Annotated in this window: 1 protein-coding gene; it reads right to left on the bottom strand. The window is 43.6% G+C overall.

The features are described 5' to 3' along the window. Nucleotides 1–539, bottom strand: a 539-nt coding sequence (locus R7E78_RS28380) for a Lon-like protease helical domain-containing protein (protein ID WP_318058914.1), incomplete at its 3' end; no start/stop codon positions are given. Nucleotides 540–598: the final 59 nt, after the last annotated feature.

Below are 598 nucleotides of genomic sequence, written 5' to 3'. Positions count from 1 at the left end.
AATTGATAATCGCCTTGCGATGTGATCGTCAGGCTGATGCCGTGCTCTTTAGCCTCACGACTAATGCGGTCCAATTCATTTTGCTGTTTGTTTGCCAACTGGTTTTTCAAACGATCAGCACGGCTAAAGTACATTTCGTTATCAAAAGCTAATGGCAGCGCGTTAAGCAATTTCCCCATTAAGGCTTCAATATCAACACGCAGTTTGTTACCGATTCCACAAGGGAGCTTTAACACTTTAGGCGTGCGTGTATCTTCAAAATTCGCGACGTAACACCAGTCAAATAAAGCATCGGCGTCATGCTGGTGACGATTCAAATAGCGCAGAATCATCGTGCGCTTACCTAGCCCGTTCTGACCGATGGCGTAAATGTTGTACCCTTTTTCCTTAATTGACATCGCAAACTCGACCGCTTTTTGCGCACGCTCTTGTCCCACGATTTCGTCAATAGGAGGCAGTTCCTTGGTCGACTTACATGGCATATTCTCTAGATCCGCTACAGAATATAGCTGTTGAGGTTCCAATCTTAGTATTGCCATATCCGCTTCCTTTTCTTATTGTCGTAACTTGAGTGTAGAGATTATTTGCTTAATTTTAA

It is taken from the genome of Vibrio sp. YT-19(2023), from assembly GCF_033337395.1.
Note: the sequence above shows the minus strand (reverse complement) of the source record. Positions and strands in the feature narration are given on the sequence as shown.